We start from the raw sequence: 24,386 nt of genomic DNA, 5'->3' as shown, positions 1-24,386 counted from the left end.
CGTCAAATAAAAATCTTGAGTTGCTCTTGCATGGGTGTGACTAGAGCTTTGCGTTCACATTCCGACCTGACATGTGTCGCAAAAGCGATAGGTGTTCTGGACACGCTGAGGATAGTCGTGACATGCTGATTTATCATCGACTAAATAGCATATGCCGTTGACGATTTCGCACGAATAGGAATATCTCTATGCAGCTTGAAACATGGCTTTTATTCATAGGTACGACATTCTTTGTGTCAATCGCCCCTGGGCCCAATAACCTTCTGGCGATGTTTAACGGCGCGCGTCACGGTGTGTCTGCGGCGGCTGTGGGCGGGATTGGTCGGCTGATTGCCTTTGCCTTGATGATTACGGTGACGGCAATGGGGCTTGGCATTGTTTTGGGTGCAAGTGAGATTGCCTTTGGGATTATCAAATGGGGCGGGGCGATTTATCTGGTCTATCTTGGCCTTAAAAGCTGGTTTGCCAAAGTATCGGAAGGAAAGGACAACGGTTCTGATGGCACGGCTGAAGCCCTGATGCCCTATCCCGGTGCGATGACTTTGGCGCGCACGGAATTCTTCACCGCCATCGGTAATCCAAAAGCGATCCTGTTCTTCACCGCCCTTTTCCCGCAATTTTTGGCACCTGATGTGGCCTATGGTGGGCAGTTTGCCGTGATGGGGGCGACCTTTATCGCACTTGAAGGCACAGTTTTGCTGGGCTACGGGTTGATCGGTGGTCAGGTCAAAGGCGTGATCCGTTCAGCACGCCATATGCGCTGGCTAAACCGTATCAGCGGTTCGTTACTGATGGCAGCGGGTGTCTTGCTTGCCTTTACCAGCCGGTCACGAAGCGCGGTCTGATCATTCCGGCAGTATTGCGAAAACACCCCTAAAATGCGCAGGGGCGCAGCTGGTTACAGCGCGCCCCCTTGCTCCCTTGTCTACCCGGAAAACCTGTTTGGCCATCCGGGCGATCACCTGTTGTCAGGCGATTTCTTCGACCCGATGGCACGCCACCTCTCGGCCTTCGAACATGCGCAGTTCCGGGCGGACCTGTGCACAATGTTCGTTGGCGAACGGGCAGCGTTTATGAAACGCACAGCCCGATGGCGGGTTAATCGGCGAAGGCAGCTCACCGGTAAGCGGTTCTGCCTTCACGCGTTGTGCCGGGTCGATCTTTGGCGCCGATGCCAAAAGTGCCCGTGTATAGGGGTGTAATGGCTTGGCAAAGATTTCTTCGGTCGGTCCTTTTTCGGCGACGCGACCGAGATACATCACCATGACGTCATCTGCAATATGTCTGACAACAGAAAGATCGTGCGAGATGAAAACATAGGCGACATTCATCTCTTCCTGCAGGTCCATCATCAGGTTGAGAACCTGTGCCTGCACCGACACGTCAAGGGCGGAAACCGGTTCATCGGCTACGATGACTTTCGGTTCCAAAATCAGCGCACGCGCAATCGAGATGCGTTGACGCTGCCCACCCGAAAACATATGTGGATAGCGGCCATAGAACTCAGGGCGCAGGCCAACCTTGGCCATGGTATCGCGCACCCGTTCTTCACGTTCCTTGCGGCCAAGGTGATCCATATTGAGCAAGACGGGCTCGCCCAGGATCTGACCGACTTTTTTGCGCGGGTTCAGCGACCCATACGGGTTCTGGAAAATCATCTGAACCGTGCGACGGAACATCTTGGCGTCTTTGTCGGAAAGATCACCGACAGCCTCACCATTGATTTTAAGCTGTCCGGCACTTGGCTTTTCAATCAGGGTCAACTGACGGCCAAGGGTCGATTTGCCGCAGCCAGATTCCCCAACAACGGCCAAAGTCTTTTGAGCTTCAAGCGTAAAGGAAACGCCATCAAGTGCCTTGACCGTGGCACTGGGTTTGCCAAGGCCACGATTAACATCGTAGTGGCGGACAAGATCATCGGATTCCAGCAACGGAACACCGGGTTTGGTATCGAGAAAGCTCATTATACTGTCTCCCCGGCAGTTTGGCCGGTGGCTTGACCCGTCGGTTGGCCTTGGTCATTCAGTGGATAGAAACACCGGACATCACGTCCGTTAAAGTCGGTGACTTCCGGACGATCCTGTATGCAGTGATCATTGGCATAACGGCAACGCGGTGCCAGCAAACAGCCTTTCGGGCGGTCATACTGACCCGGAACCACGCCGGGGATTGTGCTCAGCCGGTCATTGCCTGTTGAACGTTCTGGCAATGCTTCAAGCAGGGCCTGCGTATAGGGATGACGCGGTGCTGCAAAAATGCTGTCGGCCGGCCCACTTTCAAACAGTTGACCGGCATACATGACCTGAATGCGGTTGGCCGCTTCTGACACCAAGGCAAGGTCATGGGTGATCAAAAGCAGTCCCATATCGCTGTCGTCCTGCAATTTAAGCAGAAGGTCAATGATCTGGGCCTGAATGGTGACATCCAATGCCGTGGTCGGCTCATCGGCAATCAGAAGGCGCGGCTGACAGGCAATCGCCATGGCAATGACGATACGCTGGCTCATGCCGCCCGACAATTGATGCGGATAGGCGGTCATGCGTGACTTCGGATCGGGAATGCCGACCTGATTAAGCAGATCAAGTGTCCGTTCACGACGCTGCTTTTTGTTGCCGCCTTCATGGACCTTAAGGGCCTCCATGATTTGGGCTTCAACCGTAAAGCATGGATTAAGGGCCGACATCGGATCCTGAAAGATCATGGCGATGTCTTTGCCCGTAATCGCGCGGCGTTTCTTGGCGGGCATCTTGAGCAGGTCCTGACCATCAAAGGTCAGGCTGTCTGCGGTCACGCGACCGGGAAAATCGATCAGCCCCATAATCGCAAGCGACGACACAGACTTACCAGAGCCCGATTCACCGACGATGCCAAGGACTTCTCCGCGATCAACCGAGTAGCTTACTGAATCAACAGCACGAAACGGCTTGTCTTCGGAGCCGAACTCGACTGTCAGGTTTTTAACTTCGAGAAGAGCCATAACTTACCGCTTCATTTTAGGATCAAGGGCATCGCGCAGACCATCACCCATCAGGTTGAAGGCTAGCACGGTGACGAGGATGCAAAGACCGGGGAAGGTGATCACCCACCAGGCGGAGCCAACAAATTCGCGGGCTTCGGCCAGCATGGTACCCCATTCAGGCAGCGGTGGCTGCGCACCAAGACCCAGAAAGCCAAGGGCCGCAGCATCAAGAATGGCGCTGGAAATACCAAGTGTCCCCTGAACAATTAGCGGTGCCATGCAGTTGGGCAGGATGTTGATAAACATCTGGCGCATATGCCCGGCTCCGGCGATCTGGGACGCGATAACATATTCCTTGTTAAGCTCCGTCACCACCGATGCACGCGACAAACGAACATAGTGCGGGAGCTGCACAATCGCGATGGCCAGCATGGCATTTTCAAGTCCCGGACCGAGGATGGCGACAATCGCCATCGCCATGATCAGGCTTGGGAGGGCCAGCATGGTATCCATCATGCGCATGATGGCGACTTCGATCCAGCCGCGGAAATACCCGGCCGTCACGCCAAGCATGATCCCGGCGACCATCGATATGATGACCACAAAAACACCAATGGAAACTGAAAGCTGTGCCCCATGGATCAGGCGCGACAAAATATCGCGGCCCACCGCATCGGTGCCAAGGATATAGCGCGGATCGGCTCCTTCCATCCAGATTGGTGGTTTGAGGAACGCGGAGCGGTCCTGCATAATTGGATCATAGGGGGAGATAAAGGTCGCGAACGCGGCGACAAACAGGATGATCGCAATAACGATCAATCCGACGTAAGCCCCGCGGTTTTTACGGAAATAGTTCCATGTTTCCATGAACGGACTTGGTGGCTTGCTCATGGTGTCGTCTGCGGCATTTTGCGGCGCGGTCGACGGCGTGTTTTGACTTGTCATGTCCCGCGCTCCTTAACGTTTATGCCGGATACGGGGATTGATCACCCCATACATCAGATCAACAAACAGGTTCACACCCATCACGACAAAGGCAATCATCAAAATGCCACCCTGAATGGTCGGGTAATCGCGACGGTTTAGCGCTTCGACAATCCATTTGCCAATGCCGGGCCACGAAAAGATGGTTTCGGTCAGGATCGCACCGGCAAACAGTACACCCACCTGAAGGCCAATGACCGTGATCACCGGGATCAGTGCATTGCGCAGGGCATGGACCATGATGACGCGCATGGGGGTTAAGCCCTTGGCGCGTGCGACGCGAATATATTCCTCGCCCAGAACTTCGAGCATTGATGACCGTGTCATACGTGCGATCACCGCCATGGGAATGGTGCCCAGTGCTATGGTCGGCAGGATCAAGTGGCTCAGCGCACTGGTAAACGCACCTTTTTCATCGCTCAGCAACGTATCGATCAGCATGAAGCCCGTAGTGGGTTCGATATAATAAAAGACCGACAAACGTCCGGATACTGGAGTCCAGCCAAGGGTTGTCGAAAAGAACATGATCAGCAGCAATGCCCACCAGAAGATTGGCATCGAGTAGCCGGTTAACGACAGGCTCATCGTCAGATGGTCCAGCCATTTCCCCCTGTTTATTGCTGCTATTACCCCAAGAGGCAGGCCGATTATGACGGCAAACAATATGCCCATCACACTTAGCTCGATGGTTGCCGGGAACAGGGTTGCGAATTCCTCAATCACCGGGCGTTTGGTGACAAAGGATTTACCCAGATCGCCCTGCAATACGCCGCCGAGATAATTGAAATACTGAACCACAAGCGGCTTATCAAAGCCGAATTCCTTTTGCAGTTCGGCGTAACGTGCGGGATCAACGCCGCGTTCACCCGCCATCATCTGGATCGGGTCGCTTGGGATCAGGTGGATCATCAGAAACACCAGAATGGTAACGCCAAAGAAGGTGGGTATGACGTCACCCAAACGGCGTAAAAGGAAACCTAGCATGCCATCGGGCCTTTATTGCATCCACGCACAGGTAGGGTTGTGGGTGGACGTCTCTCTCTATTTTGCGGAATTGCAAAGAGGCCCGGAAGTCCGGGCCTCTTCGACAAGGTTTTGGTGCGTCTTATTCTTTGATGTCGACACCATAGAAGATGTGACCACCAAACGGATCAATCTTGTAGTCGACAACTTCGTTACGGATCGGTTCGAAAACGATCGAGTGTGCGATGGTTGCCCAAGGCGCTTCACGTTTGAAGACAACCTGAGCTTCTTCGTACAGACGGGTACGCTCAAGAACGTCCGAAGTGGTTTTTGCCTGCTGGATCAGCTGTTCGAATTCGTCGTTACAGAAACGAGCGCGGTTCGAACCACCAACCGCGTCACAGCCGAGAAGCACTGCGAGGAAGTTATCGGGGTCGCCGTTATCGCCGGTCCAACCGAGCATGAAGGTACCCTGTTCACCGTTCTTGGTGCGCTCAAGGTATTCACCCCACTCATAGGAAACGATTTCGGCCTGAACACCAATTTTCGCCCAGTCAGCCTGAATCAGTTCAGCCATACGACGTGCATTCGGGTTGTAAGGACGCTGAACCGGCATGGCCCAGATATCGGTTTTGAACCCGTCCGGGTAACCAGCTTCTGCCAGCATGGCTTTGGCAGCTTCCGGATCGTAGGGATCATCAACGGTATCGTTGTTGTAAGACCAGATCGTTGGCGGGATCGGGTTTTTCGCAGCCGAACCAGCACCCTGATAAACACCTTCGATGATGGCGTCTTTGTTGATCGCCATGGTCAGTGCTTTACGAACCTTCACATCGGTGAACGGTTCTTTCTCGGTGTTATAGCCAAGATAACCAACGTTCAGACCTTCCTGGCTCAGCAGGGTGATGTCTTTGTCGGTATCCATCGCGGTCAGGTCAGCCGGGTTCGGATAAGGCATGACATGGCATTCGCCCGCTTTCAGCTTCTGATAACGAACCGTGCTGTCAGGCGTAATGGCAAAGATCAGATTGTCGATTGCCGCTTTGCCTTCCCAGTATTCCGGGAATGCTTTGTAACGGATAACCGCATCTTTTTGGTACTGAACCAACTGGAACGGACCTGTGCCAACCGGATTGAGGTCAACATTTTCAGGCGTGCCTGCTTCCATCATTTTGTCAGCATATTCACCCGACAGAACGGATGCAAAATCCATGGCCATATTGGCGATGAACGGGGCTTCCGGACGGTTCAGAACGAATTTGACAGTGTAATCATCAACTTTGACGATGTCTTTGATCAGGTCCGGCATGGACATGCCGTTGAAGTACTCGTACGAGCCGCCTGAAACACCATGGTACGGGTGATTTTTGTCAAACTGACGCATGAAGGTAAAGATCACGTCATCAGCATTGAAATCACGGGTCGGGGTGAAGGCATCGGTGGTATGGAACTTGACGCCTTTACGCAGGTTAAAGGTGTATTCCTGACCATCAGCCGACACGTCCCAGCTGGTCGCAAGACCCGGAACGATGGTGGTGGTGCCGCGCTTGAACTGTACCAGACGGTTAAAGACCTGACGCGAGGAGGCGTCGAAGGTGGTGCCTGCGGTGTAAAGCGACGGGTTGAAGCCTTCCGGGCTACCTTCCGAACAATATACCAAGGTTTTTGCCGAAGCAGCAGTCGGAGCAGCAAGTGCGGTCGCTGCAAGCAGACCTGCACCAATCGCCGCTTTGACGAAATTCGCTTTCATTAAATGCCTCCCTCAAGGCTGGCCCGAACACAATGGCACACACCACATGATCTTGTTGAAAGTCATGCTTGGCAGTGTGCGCATTGGAACGGACGGGGTTACCCGATCCAACAACACTCTATGTTGGTAATCGACGAGGGAAAATAATCAGGGTTTCTAGGTATCGTCAACGCTTGCTGCGTGGTTCTACGTAGATAAGGCAAGCCCCTTGAATGATGAATTTATGTCAAGTGTTTGTTATTTTTATGAAAATCACCCCCGCATTTGCGTATGGGAGGTGTGCATTTTTTTCGGGGCTTAGGCGGGGAAACGCGAATATCACGTGTTGGAGATGTGGTTTCAAACGATTCATATCCCATTGAATTTCAATGATTCGTTTGAATAACGTCCCCCGCAAGCACCAGAAACTAACTTATGCGTGCATTAAGTTCGTGGACTTGCGCGATATCCGTGCTCCATGCTGCGACAAAACGATAAACAGTTGAACCAAGCGACGGCCATGGATGAAATTGAACACCAGCCGCACGAAGTTTCTCGGCAAGATCGGTGTCAAGATGGACGAACAGTTCATTGCCGTCTGACGGATGGGCAAGTGTGGCACCGTGCTGGCACAGAATATCGGCAAGAACTGTTGCCGCATCGTTGGCATGGCCCGCATTTTTCAGCCAAACATCGTTTTTAACATAAGCCAGAAGCTGGGTCGCAAGGTACCGGTGCTTGGAATGCAAATGTCCACTGCGTTTGCGGGCCTGCTCAACGCGGGTTTTCAGGTTGTTGTCAAACAGCACAATCGCATCAACGGCCATCGCGCCGTTCTTGGTCGCGCCAAAACTGATGGCGTCCACCCCGGCCTTCCATGTGATATCGGCCGGGTGACAGCCCAGATGCGCAACTGCATTGGCAAACCGGGCTCCATCCATAAACAGGCGTAATCCATGCTTTTTGCACACATCGCCAATCGCGTGGGCTTCTTCAACGCTGTAAACCGTGCCCAGTTCGCTGGCCTGTGTGATGGCAACGCATTCCGGGGCCACCGAATGCACGCCGCGATTTGCCTGTCCGGCGATGAAACGGTCAAGGGCGTCGGCCTCGATCTTTGCGGTCGGGCCATCCATTGGCAAAAGCTTCGCCCCGCCGGTAAAGAACGCAACGCCGGTACTTTCGTCTTCGTTGATATGGGCCTCGTGATGGCAAATCACCCCGCCATAGGGCGATACAAGGGCGGATAGGCTGATGCAATTTGCTGCCGTCCCTGTTGCGACCGGAATGACTTTAACGTCGGTGTCAAACAGTTGGGAAAAGGCGGTATCAAGTTGCTGACTGATATCGTCACCACCATATGCCGGGGCGTTGTCTTTACCTTCTTGGGTAAGGGCAGCGAGGATCTCGGGGCAAAAGGGCGTTACGTTATCAGACGCAAAATTCATCGGTTTTCTCGCATATATCTTGGTGGCAACAGCGGATGGGCCGTTTGTGTTTATGAACGACGTTATCACACGCAATCATTGAAGAAGGCAATGGGGCTGGCATGTGCGTAGGGTGGCCTTTGTTTGAAAATGGACCCGTCTTAGCCAGCGATTGTTTTGCCAAGGTCCCGGATCAAATCTGTGGGGCTGTTCCAAGCACAGACAAAGCGATATGCATCCGGGCCAATAGATGCCCACGGGCGAAAAACAATTCCGGCATCGCGGAGCGTTTTGGCTAGATCGTCATTCATATGAATAAACAGCTCATTGCCCTGTGGTGCGAAGGCCGCCTTCGCACCAAGCGATTGCAGGCTGTCCATCAAGGTCATTGCCGCATCATTGGCATGGCGCGCATTACGCAGCCAAAGGTCATCTTGCACATAGGCCAGAAGCTGTGCGGCAAGGTAACGGTGCTTGGAAAACAGATGCCCACCGCGCTTGCGGCTTTTTTCTGTATGACGGCGCAATTCCGGGTCAAACAGGATAATCGCATCCACCGCCAAAGCGCCGTTTTTGGTCGCCCCAAAACTCAACACATCAACGCCAGCCTTCCACGTGATATCGGCTGGATGGCATTCAAGGGCAGCAACCGCGTTGGCAAACCGTGCACCATCCATGAACAGTCGCATGTCGTGTTTCTGACATACCGAGCCAATCGCATGGACCTCATTAACAGTATAAACTGTACCGAACTCGGTGGTCTGGGTAATGGCGACACATTCCGGATCAACCGAATGCATGCCATTAGGGCTGTGTGCGGTCAAAAAGCTATCAAGTGTCGCCGCCTCGATCTTTGCCGATGGGCCATCAAGTCCCAAAAGCTTTGTTCCTCCGCCATAGAATGCCACCCCAGTTGATTCCGTCATATTGATATGGGCGCGGTGGTGGCAAACCACCCCGCCAAACGGTGACACCAGACCCGAAAGACCAATCAGGTTTGCCGCCGTGCCGGTTGCCACCGGAACAACCGCGACCTCGGTTCCAAACAGCTCGGAAAAGGCGGCATCAAGCTGCTGACTTTTGTCATCCGCGCCATAGGGCAGGGCGGCACTTTCACTTTCGGCTGCGATGGCAGACAGGATTTCGGGGCAGATCGGCGAAACATTGTCAGATGAGAAGTTCATCAAATCCTCTTTGTCGCTTTGGTGGCGGTGGTCTTCTGGTGGGGCTGGAACGGTTGGCCTTCAGCAGAGTGTTGTGATTTCGACAACATGGCAAGAGGCACTATTTGCTGATCGCAACAAAAACACCGTTCCAGTCGGTGGGCGGCGGTGTTGCACGGAAGAGGCGGATGCGCTCCTCATAAAGAACATAAAGTCCGTCGAGTGGCCCAGAGTTGTCAGTGGTGCACGACATTTCGCGGCATTGATCAAGCAAGGCCTTTGCCTCGTCCCAATTCTGGGCACGGTATGCATTTATCATGTTTTGATGTGCGTTACGGTGCAAGGCAAAACCATCCGAGTTTTGCAAGCGTGCATCGCCCAAAAGTGCGTGAATATGAACCGCTTCGCTTTTGCCTTTTACCGCAATCAGATCAAGTTCGAGAATGGCAAAATCTTCTTCAACGCGTTTCGCGATGGCTTCGCCCAGAACGATGTCAACGCCATAGTTTTTTGACTGTCCCTCAAGACGCGATGCCAGATTGACCGCATCCCCCAGAACCGAATAATCAAACCGCTGATCAGACCCCATGTTGCCAACAAGACAGTCTCCGCAATTTATCCCGATCCCGACATTTAGCGGCAAAAACGGGCTGTTTTCATTTGTCGCTTCGGTTTGGCGTTCGATATTGAGTTCATCAAGTGCGCGGCGCATGGCAAGTGCGCTTTCGCAGGCTTGATGAGCATGGTTTTCCACATCAAGCGGCGCATTCCAGAATGCCATGATGCAGTCGCCCATGTATTTATCAATCGTGCCCTCACGCCGAAGGATACAGTCGGTAAGCGGGGTCAGAAGCCGGTTGATCAGGCGGGTTAAGCCTTGCGGATTGGATTTGAACCCTTCGGAAATTGCGGTAAATCCACGCACATCACAAAACATCAAGGTCATGTCACGGGTTTCCCCGCCAAGTTTTAGGCGATCGGGGTGACGGGCAAGCTGTTCGACCAGTGCCGGGGATAAATAGTTGGCGAAGGCTGACCTGACTTGTCGCCGTTCGCCTTCGGTGCGCATAAAGCCGATTGAACTGGTCGCAAGATATACTGCCAAAAGACTGATCAGTGGATAGGCCGGATCAATCAGCAACAATTGGCTACTATAGGCCCACCAGGAAAAGGTGATTGCGCCAAGCGCTAAGCTGCTGCCAATGACCGCGGGCCAAATTGCACCCAGACGTGGGACGGCCAGAACAAAAAATAGACCGAGTATCAATAAGGCAATGGTTTCGGCCTCTGCCGCCCAATAGGGGCGGGTTAGAAAATGTTCAAGGATCATTTGTTCAAGCATCTCGGCATGAACTTCCACACCGGGTAAAACCCGGTCAAGCGGCGTGGACCGCAAATCAAGAAGCCCAGCCGCACTTGTTCCGACCAGAACAACTTTGTTTTGCAGGCTGCCGGTGGGCAGCGCGTCATTCATAACGTCGGCTGAGGAAATATACCGATCCGTCTGATGGCCTGTGAAATGCACCCACATGTGTCCGGCATGATCGGTCGGAATGGTAACTGCGCCAACCCGGATGGCCTCAATCCCCTGTGATTGTGTCCAGCGTTCGCTGCCACTTGCGCCTGACATTCGCACATTCATGGTGCGCGGTGCATCTTGCAGCACCCGCAACATTTCCATCGATAGTGTGGGATATACCGGCATACCAATAGCGGGAAGTTCATGATCAATGGCGGCGAGCAATGGTACCCGGCGGACAATGCCATCCTGTTCGGGCGATACATTGACCAATGCGTTGCCACTGGCTGCATCCTCAATTGCATCAAGATTTTTTGCCGCCCCGGGCAGCACCGGAATAAAATCGGAAAGTGTGCGTCCGGCCTCGCCTGAAACGCTGAAATTGCCGATCTGGCGCGGCAACTTATCGATTTTCTTGGTGGTCAGCTGGATGGCAGTAACCACCTGTCCCGTGCCACGAATGAACTGGGCAAATAGCGCATCATGATCGGGAAGGTTATCGGCCAGAGCCTTGATTTTGTCGGTGTCCGGACCCGATGGCCAATCGTTGACAACACGGGCGGGGGATGTTCGGTCGGGTTCGGCAAACACAATGTCAAACCCGACAACCTGCGCGCCAGCTGACCGCAAACGGTATAGAAGTCCAGCCAACCGGGTACGCGGCCACGGCCATTGACCAAGTTCCTCAAGGCTGCGCTCGTCAATATCAACAATCCGCACCCCGACATCTTCGTAAGTCCGTGGTGAAATGCGATGATAGGTATCAAAAACGCTCAGGCGCAACTGATCAACAAACGGCACATCCTGCCACCGCATAAAAATGCAGGTCAGCAGGACGGCCAAGGGGATCGCATAATGCAGTCCGGCCAAAAGGCGCGATTTACTCAGACGCATGTATCTGGATGCTTTGACATTATTAGTTCAGAGGTGTCGACCCCGAAGCACCAGTTGGTTCGGCGTTTGTTGTAAGTTCAAAATCAATATTGTTGAGATCCTTAAATGTTGCGCTGGCACTACATCCTGCGGCGGAAGCGTTGGTGGTGCAACCACCACCATAATTAAAATCTGTTCCACTAAATGCAGCCGCACCAGATCGACTTGTAAAGTCGAAGCCCAAAATCTCGGCGGACCCAACTGCATTGGTCAAATCGGCCCCACTATCTTTAATCGAGGTGAATTGGATATTGAGAGCGCGTGAAGCAAAGTTTACGGACGCATTAAAATTATAGGATAATGACCCGTTTGCTGCGGTTGTGCTTCCTGTAATTGTAGGACTACTCAGCGATACTTGACTCATTGCATCCAAAGTATATGCAGAATCTGCTGTACTGGTTGCATCGGTGTTTTCAGCATTGTTAAGAATCGAAGCAACTTCGATCTGATTGGATGCTGAACTGGTAGAACTGGCCTGTGCCATCGCAACATCAAGCGTTCCTGCCATGGTCGAGCCTGTCTGGGTGTCGGCCTGACGGAATTGTCCCGATGTTAGGCTTGGTTGCTGGTTCCCGGTGGCGATACTCGAGGTTCCGGCACTGTCGCTCGTAGTCCGGCGCGACGCTGTCCTTACAAGATTGGCCGAAAAGTCATAAGTTGCGACAACGATTGGAAAACGCGCCGGTTCAGTCACAACCGAGTTGCTGACAAAGACGCCGAAATTCTCACCGGTGATGTTTTCGCTGTTGCCGGTCTGATCGGATACGGCAAAGGCGCCGGGGCGCGATGTGGTGTCATTGCGCGACAGCCCCGGCCCCTGGTTGACCGCCATGAAAATCTGCTGATTGGCGCCATCCGGGCTGGATGTATCAAATGTGCCGGGCATGATTTGATTGGCTTGCTCGGCGGAGACCGACCTGATCAGGCCAATGGTGCCGCGAATGCCGATGGAGCCAACCGGAAGGTTGATGTCCATGCTGGCCGGATTGTTGAGTGGGATTTTACCCGTGACAAAGCGCATCACTCCGCGCGCCATGTCGGCCACAATACGGCCATCGCCGGTTACCGGGTCATAGACGAATTCATCAATTGCAATGTCGCTGTTCGGGCCAATGGTAAAAACCGTCTCGTCCAGCAGCAGGATTTGCATCCCGGCATTGGGCGATGTGGTAATGCGGTCCCCGAGATAAACCGGCATGCCACTTTCAACCAACGTGCCGATTTCGCCCGCCGATTTGGCGAGGATAACTTCCCCGGTCACCGCCGCAGAAACACCGGCCATTTCGGCGTTAAGGTCGGCTTTTGCCGGTGCCGTTAGTGACATGCAGAGCGCAAGGGTACTGCCCACTGCAAACGTTTTCATCCATCGCGTAAGGTAACGGTTGGAACGGGTGGTGGTTACATGGTCTGGCATTCCTAGAACTCCCATCGCCGGGTCAGATAAAACTGCGCCCGGGCATTGTGATATTCGTAATTGGGAATGTTTGATTTTGTGTTCAGATATTCACCCGTGATGGACCAATTGATCGGTGCCAAAAAGCTGTATACCTGATCTGCCGCTTTGCTATCCCCAAACAAATCAGACGGCAGTAATTGCGAAAGTGGTGCGCCATAGGTCAATCTTGTCCGTGTGCTGCGATCCGTTCGGTGTTGCGGCGAATTGCCGGTCACCAGAAAATCCGGGTCGCGATAACGATCAATACCATGGCGGATACTTCCGCTTATGTAACTTCCCCCGCCAAATAGATAAGCATGGATCAGCTCGCCGCTCAAGCTGTCATAACTATAATAGGTGCGCGCAGCGTCTTTTTCACCCGCAAAAAGATTAACCGTGGTGCGGTTATTAGGTGTCCACGTGTAGTTACCACCAAGTCGTGTGCCATAGCGTTGCCCGGAATGCAGACGCAGTGCGCTGGACTCAGAGGTGTTTTGATAGCGTTCGTCAGAATAGCTGATATCACCGTTCAAATTAAAGAACGGGCGCGGGTTCCAATCAAGGCGCAGTCGACCCGTGCGCGATGTCAGGTACTTTTCCTTGGAAAGCGATTGTGCGGTTTGGTTGACCGATGGTGTCAAAACCCAATATCCGCCGCGAATACGCGCCCCGGCATCAACCGAAAACGATCCAAGATCAAGGGAGTCCAGTTGCACCTGATCACTGGCATAGCCGGTCATACTGGCAAAGATTTCATGACCTTCCTGATAGCCAAGGTCGTAGCTCAGATCATAGCGCAAAGCCCCGATATAGGCGATGTCATTGGTTGGTTTGTCCGAACTCGACGTGATTTGCGTCAATGTTCCGGTTACCAACTGTTCCTTGTCTGATGCGGCGGCATTTCGGTTGCTGTCGATCTGACTGCCCAGTGTCAAGGTAATGGCCTGCCGCAGGCGTTTGCGACGGCGTTCAATGGCTGAGATATACCGATCAATATCGGCAGCAACTTCTGGTGATACGTTCATCCCCCTTAGGCGATCAAACTGCGCACGCGCTTCATCAAGACTGTCAAGGCGATACAGGACAATCGCGTAATACAAACGCACAGGTGCAAGGTCCGGATCAAGAACCAGAATACGTTCAAGGGTGGCCGATGCGCCGCGCACATCACCGCGCCCAAGTTGCGCCTTGGCCCAGCGGAAATTCAAAACAATGTCATCAGGATTGGCCAGAATGTCGCCATAGGTGATGTCGCCGCCATCATCGGTCTTAAGCAGACGGTTCGCGCGTTCGGTAACATCGGTAAGCCGGTCAAAATCAGTGGAAAACTGACGTGCCTCGTCGGTGCGCACATCGACGCCTTGTTGCGCATCGGCACCGGTTATCCCCATTATCAAGACCCCGAGCACAGCCAATAATGCTGTGCCGTGCCGCGATCGGCTTGTCTTCAAGTTATCCCCCAAAATCTCGCAGATTTTTCCGGTCTCCCAACCGGTCGAATGCAAGGTGCTCAGGTGTCGAAACCCGGCAGACTGCATCCGAAATCTTTTTGAATCTACTTTAGACAGATTATGAGGTACGGGCGCATGATGTAAGCCATGCGCCCGATTGGTGTCCTCGTGATGATCAGCATAGTATCATCATACAATAGGATAAGTTGTCTGTATGGAAATAGGGTATTCCCCTGTTCGGGAGGGGAGGCGGCTTATACCGCCGTTCCGCCCACGGTCAGGCCGTCAATGCGCAGGGTCGGTTGGCCGACACCCACAGGAACGCCCTGACCGTCCTTGCCGCATGTCCCGATGCCATTATCAAGTTTCATGTCGTTGCCAACCATGGAGACCTTGGTCAGGCTGTCGGGGCCATTACCAATCAGGGTCGCACCCTTGACCGGGGCGCCAAGTTTGCCATTTTCGATCAAATAGGCCTCGGATGCGGAAAACACGAACTTGCCCGATGTGATATCAACCTGTCCGCCAGCAAAGTTGACGGCATAGATACCGTTTTTGACCGATGCCAGTATTTCAGCAGGGTCTTTATCGCCGCCGAGCATATAGGTGTTGGTCATGCGGGGCATTGGTGCGTGAGCATAAGATTGACGGCGGCCATTGCCGGTGGATTTAACCCCGGTTAAACGTGCATTCAATCGGTCCTGCATAAAGCCTTTAAGGATACCATCTTCGATCAGAACGGTTTGCTGTGTCGGGGTGCCTTCATCATCAATCGAAAGCGACCCGCGACGATCATGGATGGTGCCATCATCAACAACCGTAACGCCCGGGGACGCAATGCGCTGCCCCAACAGACCGGCAAAGGCCGAGGTGCCTTTACGATTGAAATCACCTTCAAGCCCGTGACCGATGGCCTCATGCAGCAAAATCCCCGGCCAGCCCGGACCGAGCACCACAGTCATTTCACCCGCCGGTGCGGCGACGGATTCAAGGTTCACGACGGCCTGACGCAGCGCTTCGTCCACGGCGGATTTCCAGGTTTTCTCGTCAAAGAAACCGTCATAGCCAATCCGCCCGCCTTCACCGTGGGAACCCGATTCCATTCGGTCGCCCTGTTTGACGACAACCGACACGTTGAACCGCACCAATGGGCGAATATCGCCAATGCGCTGGCCGCCAGAACGCCAGATTTGTACCGCTTGCCAGTTACCCGAAATCGATGCGGATACTTGGGCTACGCGCGGATCGCGTGATCGGGCATAGGCATCAATCTGTGCCAGAAGGTCAACTTTGGCCTCAAACGTTGCCTCACCCAGCGGGTTCACATCCGAATACAGCGATATATTGGTACCAATCGATCCAAGATCGACTTTGCCGGAGCGCCCTTGTCCAACTGCCTTAACGGTTTCGGCAGCCCGGGCAACTGCGTCATTCGAGAGTTCGTTGGAGTGCGAAAACGCGGTGGCTTCGTCGGCAACAGCGCGCAGGCCAAACCCCTGTGCGGTATCAAAATTGGCACTGCGCAGGCGGCCATCATCCCAGACCAGACTTTCAGACTGGCGGTATTCCAAAAACAGTTCCCCGTCTTCTGCTGCGCCAAGCGCGTCATTGACCTGATTTTCAAGCCGTTCGCGATCAAGATCACCTTTGGCGAAAAACAGATTGTCGGTGGTGCGAAGATCGGTCATGAAACCTCCTTGGGGGCCGTCAAAGCGTTGGCCGGGCAAATGATTTTCCCCATATGATGAAAGCACTTGTGACAGTATTTTCCCTTATGCTTTCTGGGGTTTCTGTCACCTTGGACTTTCGTCTATACAGGGTGTGTCGGGTTGCGGTTCAAAATGACGTTTCAAAACCACAGTCCGAACGTTTTATATAGACCGCAATGGCCAATTATGAAAGCCCGTGGCAATGTTTGTTGAACATCCCCAGCGCGTCGCACTGCATAATGAAATTCACGCCCGCCCATTTGGTGGGGTTTCAAGCCCGGCGCGATGTTCTTGCATTGCGTTTCACGCGGGCGAAGACCTTGACGATGAAGTGCGCGATCACTTCCTGTCTTTTTGCCGCCGATACAGCCTGACACCCCCGGCTGCCGACCAGAAATATTACGAAGCCGCCTGTGACGGTTTCACCGTCATTTGGGAGCGTCATGCGGAATTCACGGTCTATGTCTTTAAGCGATCTGCCGAATTTGACGATCCGTTCGAAGACCCGGTGATTAATTTGATCCCGCAGGATTGGTTGTCAGCGACACCCGGACAGTTGATTGTTGGCCTGCACATCGCGGTTGAGAAAACTGGGCGTAACGACGAAGAAATTTCGCGCCTGTTTGATCATAACGGCCTGACCGGCAGCCGGGTTCTGGGTGGAACGGCAAAAGTCTGGACGGACTTTCGCCTGCATGGCGATGGATTTGGCCGCATTCTGATCCGTGATCAGGGGATGGAACAGCTTCAAACCGGGCGTCTGGTTCAACGTCTCAAGGAAATCGAAGTCTATCGCATGATGGCTTTGCTAGCCTTTCCATTGGCCCATTGTGCAACACCCAAGGTTTCCGAGATTGACACCCGGCTGTCAGACATCACCGCTGAAATGGCCAGCAAGACACAAACCAATGACGAAGAAACCCTATCTAAATTGACCGACCTTGCCGCCCAGACCGAAGAAATGGCGGCATCTTTGAATTATCGCTTCAGTGCGGCGCGCGCTTATTACCGCATTGTTCAGGCCCGCTTGATCGAACTTCGCGAAGAACGGGTCGAAGGATTGCAAACCATCACCGAGTTTATGGAGCGCCGCTTGGCCCCGGCGATGCGGACTTGTCAGAATATCGGTGATCGGTTGGAAGTCCTGTCAAAACGTGTCGCGCGCGCCAATAACCTTCTACGCACCCGTGTTGATATCCTGCTGGAAGCCCAAAACCGCGACCTGCTGGCCAGCATGGATCGCAGGGTCAAATTGCAATTGCGCTTACAACAAACCGTCGAAGGCCTGTCTGTCGCCGCCATTACATATTATGCAGTTGGTCTGCTGGGCTATTTGTTTAAGGCGCTTAAGGATACGGGCGTTCCAATCAATGACCGCGTGGCGACCGGGTTGGCGGTGCCGGTGGTATTGGCTGCGATCTGGATTTCGATGCGTCGGATTAGAAAGGCACTGCACCACGCCGATACCTAAATCGGTATGGGTGCTACAAAATCAAAAGGGCAGCTCGTGGGTTGCCCTTTTTACAATATTGCAATTTCGGTGGTTTTGTCAGTCTGCGCGGCGCAGCTTATAGGCTGCATAGGTTGCGGTTCCGACGAGTACTACCGCACCAGCCTGATGCGCGACACCAAGCGGCAACCAGACCACGGACAGCAGGGTCGAAATGCCAAGTGCCACCTGAAGGCAGGCTGCGACCAAGACCAGATGTGTTGCAAAGCGCTGATCTGGTGTCAGGTCCCATTTTCCAGCCCGCCACCAGAACAGAAGTACCAGCACAAAGGTCAGTTTGGCCAGCCAACGGTGATCCCACTGCACGGTCATGTGATCTTCAAACGGCGCCAGCCATGTTGGATCATAGACATAAACCCCATCGGGGATCAGTTGCCCATCCATCAGCGGGAAGGTGTTAAAGGCATATCCGGCATCAAGTCCGGCAACAAATCCGCCTGAAAGGGCGGTAAACACGATAAGACACAGCAATTGCACTGCGCGTTTTGATCCATTGGTTGCGGTACTGCGCGGGGCATATTGGTTAAATCCAACCCACAACAGGGCAATGAAAATCACCAGTGCCAAGCCAAAATGCGCCGTCAGGCGGTATTGGCTGACATCGGGGCGGTCGACCAGACCGCTCATCACCATGTACCAGCCCATCAGGCCTTGAAGCCCGCCAAGGATGAACAGTCCCCACAGTTTCCACTTCGTCGCACCGTCGATGGAGCGTTTTGCAAGGAACCAGACGAACGGGATGAAGAACACAATGCCGATCAAACGGCCCCAAAGCCGGTGAATGAATTCCAGCCAGAAGATGTTTTTGAAATCATCCACGGACATCCAGGCGTTTACTTTCTGAAATTCCGGGTATTGGCTGTATTTGGCATAAAGCGCAGCCCAGTCCGCGTCGTTTAATGGCGGGATGATCCCGGTGAACGGTCGCCATTCAACAATCGAAAGCCCCGACTCCGTCAGGCGTGTCAGCCCGCCAATCACCACCATGATGAACACAAGTGCGGCACAGGAAAACAGCCAGATGGCGACATTTTTATGGGCGACTGTATCTGGGGCCGGGTTTTGAAGGACCTGACCTGACAGGGCGGAGGAGGTACTACTGGGCATTTGGTGGTTCTCTCGTCATTCAGTGCGCGCGGGCACGCTTGCTGGCGGAATTTGGCCCAATATAGGGTGGTTTTCCAAGAAATGCATGAAAAGCTGTACGAATATCTCAATGCCTTCAGATCACTCAGGTTCATGTTAAATAAACACATAAAATAGTGTTGTATAAATTAAAAACACATAAAAAATGTATTGAATTTTTTAATCTCCACACTCATTGTCAGGGTTAACCAATAGAAACCCTTTAGAGGATCGACGATGTTTCCCATCAATCTGGACCTGACGCGGCTTTCGGTCGCATTGGTCGGCAACGGTCAGCCCACGCTGAACCGTTTGCAACAGCTTGACGGTGATGGGGCGAGATACGTCACCGTCTATTCTGAAAACCCGATACCCGAACTGGCCCAACAGGCTGGTGATCGTCTGCATCGCTATTTGCCAAATTCGGCAGATGTCAATGCGGCGTCCATTATGTTTATTGTCGACCTTGGCGAAGAAAAGTCCGCCGAGTTGGCCGCCATTGCCAAGGCGGTCGGCACGATTGCCAATGTCGAAGACGTCAAGGAATACTGTGATTTTTTCTCGCCAGCACGCGTTCAGCGTGGTGACCTGATGATCACGGTTTCAACCAACGGTCATAGCCCAAGACTTGCAGGACGTATACGACGTGCGATAGATAAGTGGCTGGAACCAAACTGGTCAGATCGGCTTACTGCGCTTTCTGCCGAACGAGAAAAGTGGAAAGCCAATGGTGCAAATATGCAGCAGTTGCTTGAAAAGACGGATGAATATATTGATCGTCGTGGATGGTTGCCATGAATGTATTGCGTGAAGAAGACATTCTAACTGGCGGATCCATGTCTCTTGAAGAGGCTACGGATCGTGTTGCGTCTTTGATGAGCCGTTATGGTAATTTGCAGGGTGCGGCTCTGATCGAGCCGATGGTGCATGAAGAATTCAACGGCAAAATCACGATGACCTCATCCTTCGGGACAGAGGCGGCAGCATTGCTGGCGCTGGTGGCCGAGGTTGATGCCAATCTGCCGATCATTTTCCTTGATACCCGCAAGCTGTTTGGTGAAACCCATACGTACCGCGAACAGCTGGTCGATCAGCTTGGTCTGACCAATATCAAGATCATGCGTCCGGACGAAAACAAGCTCAAAGCAGATGATCCCGACGGAATGCTGTTTGCATCCGATGTGGCGAAATGCTGCTATTTGCGAAAGGTTGAGCCGCTTCAACGCGCACTCACGGGCTATGATGCTTGGTTGACCGGACGTAAGCGTTTCCATGGTGGGGAACGTGACGCGCTTCCGGCGATTGAAACGGCTGGTACGCGGATCAAGATCAACCCGCTCGCCGGATATAAGCCCGAAGATATCGACGATATTTTTGAGCATCGCGCACTGCCGCGTCATCCGCTTCAGGCAGAGGGTTTTTTATCCATCGGGTGCATGCCATGCACCGATCGGGTTGATCCGGGCACAACCGATGTGCGTGCGGGCCGTTGGGCCGGGCAGGATAAAACCGAATGCGGTATCCATTACATTATCTGAACATCTCAACATCGGATATCAGAACCAAAACGGCCACCTGTGATCAGGTGGCCGTTTTGAATATAACTTATGGTTCCATTTGTGTGAAACCGGCGTCTTTTTAAAATCCGTCAAAATTATCCCATATTTCATTGAAAAATAAAAAGACATGTCACGTTGCTTTGTGACCCGTCATGCGTTTTTGTTCGTATGGCTAGTTAATCCGATGCTCGTAAAGCTGGTCGAACATGAACCGGTAAGGCGCGGACTGGTTGGACGAAAAGGGCAAATCAACAATGAAAGTAGCGCAAGCTGAACTGCTTGACGTTTTGACAATTGGCATGTTCGAACAACTGCCTGTCAATGTACGCAAAGCAACGAATTCACGTAACTTCTCGGCGGTGTTCTGCGATCAGAATGCCGATTTGTCGCAAGAAGCGATCATTACCCTGCGCGCAGCCGCGACTCACGATCTTTTCCCGATCTATTGGTTTGGTGAAAGTCCACCGGAATTTGTCGATGGTGCCTTTCCCGAAATCAGTCATCAGTTCCTCCATGAAGCAACCCGCGACGCTTATGAAAAGCTAAGCCGGATTGCAAAACTTGGCAGTACACGCCCAAAGGAAGACCGCGAAGGGCTGAATGTTCTGGGCTACCTTGCTACCCGCCAATGTGACGCGGTGCCTGCATGGGCACCCGGAAGCCGATCATCTGTGGCGTATTCGCGACTTCGCCCTGATCTGGCATCGCGAAGCCTTTTGACGCAGTTGTACCGGCAAGGGCTTCTGGAACGTAACTACTGGCGTAAAACCCACCTTTGTGGCCGTTGCGGCTCATCGCGTTTGAATGTTGCCGAAAACTGCCCGGAGTGCCGGTCGTCGGACTTGCAGGAACTCGACATTGTTCATCACTTTTCTTGCGGACATCAGGGGCCACAAGATGCCTTTCAATTAAGCGCAGGTGGCAGGATGATCTGCCCGTCCTGCGAACAAAATCTGGACCATTTCGGGGTAGATTATGACAAGCCCGGACGTGTTGAAAAATGCGGCAATTGCCATGCTGTCACCGAAAGCCCCGATGTATATTTCGAATGCCTTGACTGTGCAGAACTGACCCTGAGTGACGAGGCCCCGCAACGCGACTGGTATCACTACCGTCTTTCCCAGGCAGGCCGCGAAGCCCTGTTGCTGGGCCGGTTGCCGGTCCCCGGTCTTGAAAATGCGCTGGGCGAGTTTGAACCTTCTAAAGATTACGCGACCTTTGTCGCCCTTCTTGACAACGGGTTGAGTACGGCACAGCGTTATGGGCGCCCGTTTAGCATCGCGGCCGTCAGGATTAATACCGGACAGGATGATCTGGATCAGCCCGTCCGGTTTGACAGTGCAATGCGTGAAACTTTGATCAAGCTGTTGCGTGAAATTCTGCGGGACTCAGATTTCCTGTATGCGGCCGGGGATCAGATTGTGTTTGCCTTCCCCGAAACCGATGCCAGCGAATTTGATGCCATTGTCCGGCGTATTGACGCTGGTCTTGGCAAAAATCTTACCGGCCATCCCGATTATCGCTTCGAAGACTGGTCCGACCGTTCCGTGCGCGACATCTTGCGCGAGGTTCGCAATGTTCGCTGACGGTATCAATTATCTGATATCACTAAGCTTTCCGGCATTTTTTGCGATGTTCTGGCATTTCTTTTTGCTGGAGTTACCACGGTTCATGCTGGCCGGGCTTGCGGTCTGCATTGCGACAATTTTCAAAAAGCCGGACGGCCTGCCGCGTAAACCTTTGAACCGTCCTCGTATCTCGGTTCTGCTGCCCGGCCATAATGAGGCGGAAAATCTGCCGCGCGCCATCATGTCGATGCGCGAACAAACAGTGCGCCCCGATCAAATCGTGATTGTTGATGATGGCTCGACCGATAAAAGTGTGGAGGTCGCCAATATCCTGATGCGTGATGGTCTGGTTGATGTGGTTCGGACAAGTCAGGTTCGCGGTGGAAAGTCGGCCGCGGCCAATCTTGGTCTGGCGGAATGCACGGGTGATATTGTGATCATTGCCGATGCGGATACCACCTATGACTGCAACGCGTTTGAGGAATTGCTAAAAGGGTTCGACGACCCGAAAACCGGTGCGGTTGCCGGAAACCTCGGTGCACGTAATCCAGAAGTTTCACTTGCGACCCGTTGGCAGGCTATTCAATACCAGATTTCCATTGGTTTGGGTCGGCAGGTGTCCGATATGCTTGGTGTCTTGTTTATTGTGTCTGGTGCCTTTGGTGCCTTTCGTCGGCAGGCGCTGGAACAGGTTGGTGGCTGGTCGGTTGGTCCCGGTGAAGACGCCGAACTGACCAACAAAATCCGTCGTGCCGGATGGCGGATCCGTTTTGCACCCGACGCATGGTGTTTGACCGATGTTCCCGAAACTTTCGGTCAGCTTGTGCGCCAACGATTGCGTTGGGACAGATCGCTGGTGCGGATGCGTTGGCGGCGCTACCGGGTGTTTCTTGATCCGACAGATGCACAGTTTCGTCTGTCCAATGCGTTGGGAACCATCGATATCCTGTTCTTTCAGGCATTCCTGTCGCTGTCATTCGTGATTTATCTGATTTGGCTTTTTGAAGTCTATGGCAGCTTTGGCTGGATCATCGCGGTTGTGAACCTTCTGGCTTATTCGGCGTTTGGGATTATCGGGTTTGCAATGGCCCAAATTGCCAGTCCGCGTCCGGCAATCGGGCGACTTTGGCTGTATGTCATTGGCTATGGGCTATTTAATACGCTGTTCCTGCGGTTTGTGCGACTTGTCGCCTGCTTTGACGAACTGATTTTCCGTCGGTCCTTTGATGACAACTACGTGCCGCGTCGTGTGCGACATGCCGCGCGTGAAACCCGTGCAGATAATAAGTAGTCGAGAAAATGAAACTTAAAAATCACCGACCATCAACCCGATTGATCCGCGAGCCGCGCGCCATCCCCAAAAAGCGCAATCTTGGACGCTGGATTTATGTTGGCTTGCTTGTGCTTGTCGGACTTTGGGCCTTTGATGTCTTTTTTGGGCAGTTCTTCTTTCTGCGTGGCAATGGTCTTGTTATTGCGCGCCCCTATGTGGTGGCGAGCGAATATATCGGGACGGTGCGTGATATTGCCGTGCGTCAGGGTGACCGCGTTGAACGCGGCGATGTTGTCGCACATTTAAGCTCACGCGAGTATGATGAAGAACTGGCACGGTTGCAGTTTGAACTGGCAACCTTGTCTGCCGACCGTGCGCGCATGACCAGTAAGATCGGCGGCGCACGCCAACTTATTGAACTTGCGCGCAAACGCCTGAAATCGGCGGCTAAATTTCGCACAAGCATGGAAACCGGGCTTGAGGATGGTGTGGCGACCGGCACGGCGTTAAACACGGCCTATGAACGTGAATACACCGCGCGCGAGGACCTTGAACGGATTACGTCCGATATCACCTCGCTTCGTGCGGAACTCGGTGCTCTGTATCAACAGATTGATCAACGCTATGTGCTGATTGACAGGATTGAACGCTCCTACGACGAAGGACGGCTTGTTGCACCGGCTAGTGGCATTATTACCGAGGTTTCAGCAATTGAAAGCAGCGTGATCCGCCCGGGCAATCCGATCATGAAAATTGCATCGGGGAAGCCCTATGTTCTGGCGTATTTCGAAAACGGATCGCTGTATGAACTTGAGCCGGGGCAGGAAGTTACCATGCATTACGGCACCAAAACCCTGCGCGGGACGGTGACGTCGCTTTTGCCGGTATCAGAACAATTGCCCGAAGAATTCCAACGATCTTTTCAGCCGACTAGTCGGGCCCAGATTGCCGAGGTCAAGATTGCTGATGATGCACATCATCCACCGCTTTTTGCCAAGCTCGACATTGGTGGTGGCCTGTTTTCATCTGTTCACCGCCTGTTTGACTGGATGCTCGAAACATAAAGATGGTTGCCCATA

General features: G+C 53.2%; 19 protein-coding genes. 7 read left to right on the top strand and 12 right to left on the bottom strand.

Annotation, left to right across the window (positions count from 1 at the left end; all coding sequences use genetic code 11):
* Window positions 1-188: 188 nt before the first annotated feature.
* Window positions 189-845 (top strand): LysE family translocator, encoded by a 657-nt coding sequence (locus tag K355_RS0120645; protein ID WP_022734070.1) that lies wholly within the window; start codon window positions 189-191, stop codon window positions 843-845.
* Window positions 846-968: 123 nt separating this feature from the next.
* Here K355_RS0120645 and K355_RS0120640 read toward each other — a convergent pair whose 3' ends face one another.
* The 11 genes from K355_RS0120640 to tldD all read right to left on the bottom strand — a co-directional run bounded on the left by K355_RS0120640 (window position 969) and on the right by tldD (window position 16,251).
* Window positions 969-1,964, bottom strand: a complete 996-nt coding sequence (locus K355_RS0120640) for a peptide ABC transporter ATP-binding protein (RefSeq protein ID WP_022734069.1) — start codon at window positions 1,962-1,964, stop codon at window positions 969-971.
* Window positions 1,964-2,977 (bottom strand): dipeptide ABC transporter ATP-binding protein, encoded by a 1,014-nt coding sequence (gene dppD, locus K355_RS0120635; RefSeq protein WP_022734068.1) that lies wholly within the window; start codon window positions 2,975-2,977, stop codon window positions 1,964-1,966. Before dppD ends, K355_RS0120640 begins: the two co-directional genes overlap by 1 nt.
* Window positions 2,978-2,980: 3 nt before the next feature.
* Window positions 2,981-3,904: an ABC transporter permease subunit gene (locus K355_RS0120630; RefSeq protein ID WP_022734067.1), complete on the bottom strand. Its 924-nt coding sequence runs from the start codon at window positions 3,902-3,904 to the stop codon at window positions 2,981-2,983.
* Window positions 3,905-3,916: 12 nt separating this feature from the next.
* The gene (locus K355_RS0120625) at window positions 3,917-4,927 is read right to left on the bottom strand and encodes an ABC transporter permease subunit (protein ID WP_022734066.1); all 1,011 of its coding nucleotides are present in this window, start codon (window positions 4,925-4,927) and stop codon (window positions 3,917-3,919) included.
* 121 nt (window positions 4,928-5,048) lie between these two features.
* Window positions 5,049-6,656, bottom strand: a complete 1,608-nt coding sequence (locus K355_RS0120620; protein WP_022734065.1) for an ABC transporter substrate-binding protein — start codon at window positions 6,654-6,656, stop codon at window positions 5,049-5,051.
* Between the two features lie 407 nt (window positions 6,657-7,063).
* The gene (locus K355_RS0120615; RefSeq protein ID WP_022734064.1) at window positions 7,064-8,083 is read right to left on the bottom strand and encodes a threonine aldolase family protein; all 1,020 of its coding nucleotides are present in this window, start codon (window positions 8,081-8,083) and stop codon (window positions 7,064-7,066) included.
* A 140-nt stretch (window positions 8,084-8,223) separates the two neighbouring features.
* A complete protein-coding gene (locus K355_RS0120610) occupies window positions 8,224-9,246 on the bottom strand; it encodes a threonine aldolase family protein (RefSeq protein ID WP_022734063.1) in 1,023 nt (340 codons plus the stop codon).
* A gap of 100 nt (window positions 9,247-9,346) precedes the next feature.
* The gene (locus tag K355_RS0120605; protein WP_022734062.1) at window positions 9,347-11,638 is read right to left on the bottom strand and encodes a CHASE2 domain-containing protein; all 2,292 of its coding nucleotides are present in this window, start codon (window positions 11,636-11,638) and stop codon (window positions 9,347-9,349) included.
* 22 nt (window positions 11,639-11,660) lie between these two features.
* Complete coding sequence (locus K355_RS0120600; protein WP_022734061.1) at window positions 11,661-13,091, bottom strand: FecR family protein; 1,431 nt, start codon at window positions 13,089-13,091, stop codon at window positions 11,661-11,663.
* Between the two features lie 2 nt (window positions 13,092-13,093).
* Window positions 13,094-14,503: a tetratricopeptide repeat protein gene (locus tag K355_RS0120595; protein ID WP_245562985.1), complete on the bottom strand. Its 1,410-nt coding sequence runs from the start codon at window positions 14,501-14,503 to the stop codon at window positions 13,094-13,096.
* A gap of 314 nt (window positions 14,504-14,817) precedes the next feature.
* Window positions 14,818-16,251, bottom strand: a complete 1,434-nt coding sequence (tldD, locus tag K355_RS0120590; protein ID WP_022734059.1) for a metalloprotease TldD — start codon at window positions 16,249-16,251, stop codon at window positions 14,818-14,820.
* 223 nt (window positions 16,252-16,474) lie between these two features.
* On the opposite strand from tldD, the gene K355_RS0120585 reads away from it, so the two are divergent.
* The gene (locus K355_RS0120585) at window positions 16,475-17,743 is read left to right on the top strand and encodes a DUF3422 family protein (protein ID WP_022734058.1); all 1,269 of its coding nucleotides are present in this window, start codon (window positions 16,475-16,477) and stop codon (window positions 17,741-17,743) included.
* 78 nt (window positions 17,744-17,821) lie between these two features.
* Here K355_RS0120585 and K355_RS0120580 read toward each other — a convergent pair whose 3' ends face one another.
* Window positions 17,822-18,889: a COX15/CtaA family protein gene (locus tag K355_RS0120580; protein WP_022734057.1), complete on the bottom strand. Its 1,068-nt coding sequence runs from the start codon at window positions 18,887-18,889 to the stop codon at window positions 17,822-17,824.
* Window positions 18,890-19,144: 255 nt separating this feature from the next.
* Between K355_RS0120580 and K355_RS0120575 the strand changes: the two genes are divergently transcribed.
* From K355_RS0120575 to K355_RS0120555, 5 genes are all read left to right on the top strand, one after another.
* On the top strand, window positions 19,145-19,705 hold the full coding sequence (locus K355_RS0120575; RefSeq protein ID WP_022734056.1) for a precorrin-2 dehydrogenase/sirohydrochlorin ferrochelatase family protein: 561 nt from the start codon (window positions 19,145-19,147) through the stop codon (window positions 19,703-19,705).
* Window positions 19,702-20,445, top strand: coding sequence for a phosphoadenylyl-sulfate reductase (locus tag K355_RS0120570; RefSeq protein WP_022734055.1), 744 nt, complete (start codon window positions 19,702-19,704; stop codon window positions 20,443-20,445). The genes K355_RS0120575 and K355_RS0120570 overlap by 4 nt, the downstream gene beginning before the upstream one ends.
* A gap of 275 nt (window positions 20,446-20,720) precedes the next feature.
* Window positions 20,721-22,052 (top strand): TackOD1 domain-containing metal-binding protein, encoded by a 1,332-nt coding sequence (locus K355_RS25690; RefSeq protein WP_022734054.1) that lies wholly within the window; start codon window positions 20,721-20,723, stop codon window positions 22,050-22,052.
* Window positions 22,042-23,325 carry a glycosyltransferase family 2 protein gene (locus K355_RS0120560; RefSeq protein ID WP_022734053.1) on the top strand — a complete coding sequence of 428 codons (1,284 nt, stop codon included), beginning with the start codon at window positions 22,042-22,044 and terminating at the stop codon, window positions 23,323-23,325. Before K355_RS25690 ends, K355_RS0120560 begins: the two co-directional genes overlap by 11 nt.
* Window positions 23,326-23,333: 8 nt before the next feature.
* Window positions 23,334-24,371 (top strand): HlyD family secretion protein, encoded by a 1,038-nt coding sequence (locus tag K355_RS0120555; RefSeq protein ID WP_022734052.1) that lies wholly within the window; start codon window positions 23,334-23,336, stop codon window positions 24,369-24,371.
* The last annotated feature ends 15 nt before the right edge of the window (window positions 24,372-24,386 follow it).

The organism is Thalassospira lucentensis MCCC 1A00383 = DSM 14000 (assembly GCF_000421265.1).
Classification (GTDB): Bacteria; Pseudomonadota; Alphaproteobacteria; order Rhodospirillales; family Thalassospiraceae; genus Thalassospira; species Thalassospira lucentensis.
Note: the sequence above shows the minus strand (reverse complement) of the source record. Positions and strands in the feature narration are given on the sequence as shown.

Excerpts from the sequence above, each read along its gene's own strand:
- K355_RS0120640 (WP_022734069.1), bottom strand. The coding sequence starts at position 1,964 with ATGAGCTTTCTCGATACCAAACCCGGTGTTCCGTTGCTGGAATCCGAT.
- K355_RS0120560 (WP_022734053.1), top strand. The coding sequence starts at position 22,042 with ATGTTCGCTGACGGTATCAATTATCTGATATCACTAAGCTTTCCGGCA.
- K355_RS0120605 (WP_022734062.1), bottom strand. The coding sequence starts at position 11,638 with ATGCGTCTGAGTAAATCGCGCCTTTTGGCCGGACTGCATTATGCGATC.
- K355_RS0120595 (WP_245562985.1), bottom strand. The coding sequence starts at position 14,503 with ATGGGGATAACCGGTGCCGATGCGCAACAAGGCGTCGATGTGCGCACC.
- K355_RS0120580 (WP_022734057.1), bottom strand. The coding sequence starts at position 18,889 with ATGCCCAGTAGTACCTCCTCCGCCCTGTCAGGTCAGGTCCTTCAAAAC.
- K355_RS0120630 (WP_022734067.1), bottom strand. The coding sequence starts at position 3,904 with ATGACAAGTCAAAACACGCCGTCGACCGCGCCGCAAAATGCCGCAGAC.
- K355_RS0120570 (WP_022734055.1), top strand. The coding sequence starts at position 19,702 with ATGAATGTATTGCGTGAAGAAGACATTCTAACTGGCGGATCCATGTCT.
- K355_RS0120575 (WP_022734056.1), top strand. The coding sequence starts at position 19,145 with ATGTTTCCCATCAATCTGGACCTGACGCGGCTTTCGGTCGCATTGGTC.
- K355_RS25690 (WP_022734054.1), top strand. The coding sequence starts at position 20,721 with ATGAAAGTAGCGCAAGCTGAACTGCTTGACGTTTTGACAATTGGCATG.
- K355_RS0120610 (WP_022734063.1), bottom strand. The coding sequence starts at position 9,246 with ATGAACTTCTCATCTGACAATGTTTCGCCGATCTGCCCCGAAATCCTG.
- K355_RS0120620 (WP_022734065.1), bottom strand. The coding sequence starts at position 6,656 with ATGAAAGCGAATTTCGTCAAAGCGGCGATTGGTGCAGGTCTGCTTGCA.
- K355_RS0120625 (WP_022734066.1), bottom strand. The coding sequence starts at position 4,927 with ATGCTAGGTTTCCTTTTACGCCGTTTGGGTGACGTCATACCCACCTTC.
- tldD (WP_022734059.1), bottom strand. The coding sequence starts at position 16,251 with ATGACCGATCTTCGCACCACCGACAATCTGTTTTTCGCCAAAGGTGAT.
- K355_RS0120645 (WP_022734070.1), top strand. The coding sequence starts at position 189 with ATGCAGCTTGAAACATGGCTTTTATTCATAGGTACGACATTCTTTGTG.
- K355_RS0120615 (WP_022734064.1), bottom strand. The coding sequence starts at position 8,083 with ATGAATTTTGCGTCTGATAACGTAACGCCCTTTTGCCCCGAGATCCTC.
- K355_RS0120585 (WP_022734058.1), top strand. The coding sequence starts at position 16,475 with ATGTTTGTTGAACATCCCCAGCGCGTCGCACTGCATAATGAAATTCAC.
- dppD (WP_022734068.1), bottom strand. The coding sequence starts at position 2,977 with ATGGCTCTTCTCGAAGTTAAAAACCTGACAGTCGAGTTCGGCTCCGAA.
- K355_RS0120555 (WP_022734052.1), top strand. The coding sequence starts at position 23,334 with ATGAAACTTAAAAATCACCGACCATCAACCCGATTGATCCGCGAGCCG.
- K355_RS0120600 (WP_022734061.1), bottom strand. The coding sequence starts at position 13,091 with ATGCCAGACCATGTAACCACCACCCGTTCCAACCGTTACCTTACGCGA.